The sequence below is a fragment of the Pseudomonas sp. S3E12 genome (assembly GCF_001702295.1).
Lineage (GTDB): Bacteria > Pseudomonadota > Gammaproteobacteria > Pseudomonadales > Pseudomonadaceae > Aquipseudomonas > Aquipseudomonas marginalis.
Window position 1 is genome coordinate 1 of sequence record NZ_MBDT01000017.1, and the last position, 3,161, is coordinate 3,161.

Sequence of the window (3,161 nt, forward strand, 5' to 3'; positions counted from 1 at the left end):
CAGTTGGCCTACGTGGTCTATACCTCGGGCTCGACCGGTCAGCCCAAGGGCGTGATGGTGAGCCACGCAGCGATCGCCAACAAGATCGCAAGCCTTGCCGGTTTCCTGGAGATCGGTGCTGACGACCGCGTGTCGCTGCTCAGCGGCGTGTCGTTTGATGCGCTGATCGTGCAACTGGCAGTACCGCTGATTTGCGGTGGTTGCACCGTGGTGATCGACGACGCGACGCGCGACGACCTCGCACGTTTCTGGGAATACGTGCACACCCAGGGCATCAGCGTGCTGAGCTGCGTGCCCTCTTATCTGGCCCATGCCCTGTCGGCAGCGCCCCAGGGGCTGGTGGTGCGGCAGGTGCTTTTAGGGGGCGAAGCGTTATCGGCCAGTGTGTGCCAAGCCATCTACCATACCCTGAGCGCGCAACGCATCACCAACCTGTATGGCCCCACGGAAACCACCTGTGATGCCACTGCCTACCGGGTGACGCTGGAGGACATGGACGATGGCACGCTGCCGATTGGCCGGCCGTTGCCGAACTACCAGGTGTTTATCCTGGACGACTACCTGGAGCCGGTGCCCGTCGGCGTGGTGGGGGAGGTGTACCTTGCAGGTGTTGGACTGGCGCGAGGTTACCTGCACCAACCGGGTCTGACGGCGCAACGCTTCATCGCCAACCCGTACGGCGAAGCCGGTAGCCGCATGTACCGCACCGGCGACCTCGGCAGTTGGCGCGACGACGGCACTCTCGTCTACCGCGGCCGTGCCGATCAGCAGATGAAACTCAACGGCGTGCGAATCGAGCCGGGAGAGATCGAAGCGGTGTTGTTGCAGCACGAAGCGGTGTCGCAGGCGACTGTGATCCTGCGTGACGAGCCTCGGCAACTGGTCGGGTATGCGGTGCTGCACGAGGCTGAGGCGGTCACTCCCGAGGCGCTCAAGAACTACCTGGCGGAGCGGTTGCCCGGTTACATGGTGCCGGCGGCGATGATGCTGCTGGATGACCTGCCACGCACGGTCAATGGCAAGCTAGATACGCGGGCCTTGCCGGCACCGCAGCGGCTTGCCAGCGGCCGGCGAGCGAGCACGCCGCAGGAAGTGGTGCTGTGCCAACTGTTTGGCGAAGTGCTGGGCCTGGAAGAGGTGGGACTGGACGACAGCTTCTTCGAACTGGGCGGCCACTCGCTGTTGGCCATGCGCCTGATCAACCGGATCCGGGGAACCCTGCACGTCGACGTCACGATCCGCAGTTTGTTTGAAGCGCCTACGGTGGCGCAGTTGGAAGCGCACCTGGAGCCTGCCCGTTTGCAGCGCCCGCTGCTTGAAGCACTGCCACGGCCGCCAATCATTCCCTTGTCGTTTGCTCAGCAGCGGCTGTGGTTCCTGGCGCAACTGGAAGGCGCGACGTCGACGTACAACGTGTTCTTTGCCTTGCGGTTGCGCGGCCCACTGGACCAACAGGCGTTGGTCGCGGCGCTGGCCGATCTGGCGCAGCGCCATGAGAGCTTGCGCACCGGTTTTGCCCTGCACGATGGCGAACCTTCCCAGGTGGTGCTGACGGATCTGCAGCCGGCCTTACGCACTGTGGCCGTGACCGAGGCCACACTGCCTCAGACTTTGGCGGCACACGCCAACGAACCGTTTGTGCTGGACTCGTCGCCGCCTTGGCGGGCGAGCCTGTTGGTGTTGGGGCCGCAGGAGCATGTGTTGCTGGTGGTGCTGCATCACATCGTCACTGACGGCGCCTCGCAATGGCCGCTGGTGCGTGACCTGGCCCAGGCTTATCAAGCCCGAAAGGCCGGGCACGCACCCGGTTGGTCACGCCTGCCGATTCAATACGCCGATTACAGCCTCTGGCAGCGCCAGTGGCTGGGCGAAGAGGGGGACGAACACAGTGCGTTAGCTCATCAATTGGCGTACTGGCGTACAGCGTTGCAAGACCTGCCGGTACAGATCGCTTTGCCGACGGATCGCAGTCGCCCTGCGCTCGCCACAGCGCGGGGAGGCAGTGTCGAGTTTCGCCTGAGCGCGACGCTGCACCAGCGTTTGCTGGGAGTAGGGAGAGCGCGTCAGGCCACGTTGTTCATGGTGTTGCAAGCCGGGTTCTGCGCGCTGTTGAGTCGCTTGGGCGCAGGTACCGATATTCCCATCGGCAGCCCGACGGCAGGGCGTGTCGACGACGCACTTGAGCCTTTGGTCGGCTTTTTTGTCAACACCTTGGTCCTGCGCACAGACACCCAAGGCAATCCGGATTTCAACACCCTGGTCGACCGCGTGCGAGCCACGGACCTGGAGGCCTACTCGAACCAGGACTTACCGTTCGAGCGCCTGGTGGAAGCCCTGAACCCGGTGCGTTCGTTGTCGCACCATGCGCTGTTTCAGGTGGCCATGAGCCTGGAAGCCAATCTGGTGGGGCAGTCCGAACAGTTGGCCTTCACCGGTTTGGACATTGCACCGGTGACGCTGAGCAACTCGTCCGTTAAGTTTGATCTGTCACTGTTGTTCAGTGAAGAGCATGACAGCGATGGCCTCCCGGCAGGCCTGAGTGGGGTGATGGAGTATCGGTTGGACTTGTTCGACCCTGCCACGGTCGAGCGCTTGGTGGCGCGCCTGGTGATGTTGTTGGAGGCAGCTGCACTGGCCCCTGACACAGCACTGGCCGCGTTGCCTCTGCTTGAGGATCAGGAGCGCGTGCAGGTACTGCAGGCGTGGAACGACACGGCTACGCAGTTCGATGCCAAGAACTTGGTGACGTTGTTCGAAGACCAGGTGCTGCGTACACCCCACGCCACCGCCGTACAGCACGGCAGCCGTCATCTGAGCTACGAGCAACTCAATCAGCAAGCCAACAGGCTGGCCGATGCCTTGCTGGCCGAAGGCATCGGCGCGCAGGACCTGGTTGCGCTCGCCTTGCCGCGTTCGCTGGAGTTTGTGGTGGCGGTATGGGGCGTGCTCAAGGCAGGAGCGGCCTACTTGCCGCTGGACCTGTTGCACCCTCGCGAGCGTATCGAGTGGATGCTGGAAGATGCCAAGCCGGTTCTGGCCCTGTGCCTGGAGTCGGCGCTGGCGGATTTCCCGGCAAGCGTACCGGCACGGGCGTTGGATGCCGAGCAGTGGTTGGCTGGGCGTCGTTCATCAGCCCCGCTAAACCCTGTACAAAGTGCCGA

The 3,161-nt window shown here is 63.5% G+C and carries 1 protein-coding gene; it reads left to right on the top strand.

Annotated features, from left to right (window positions below):
* A partial coding sequence (locus tag BB029_RS14850) for a non-ribosomal peptide synthetase (protein ID WP_141696548.1) occupies positions 1-3,161 on the top strand: 3,161 nt, incomplete at both ends.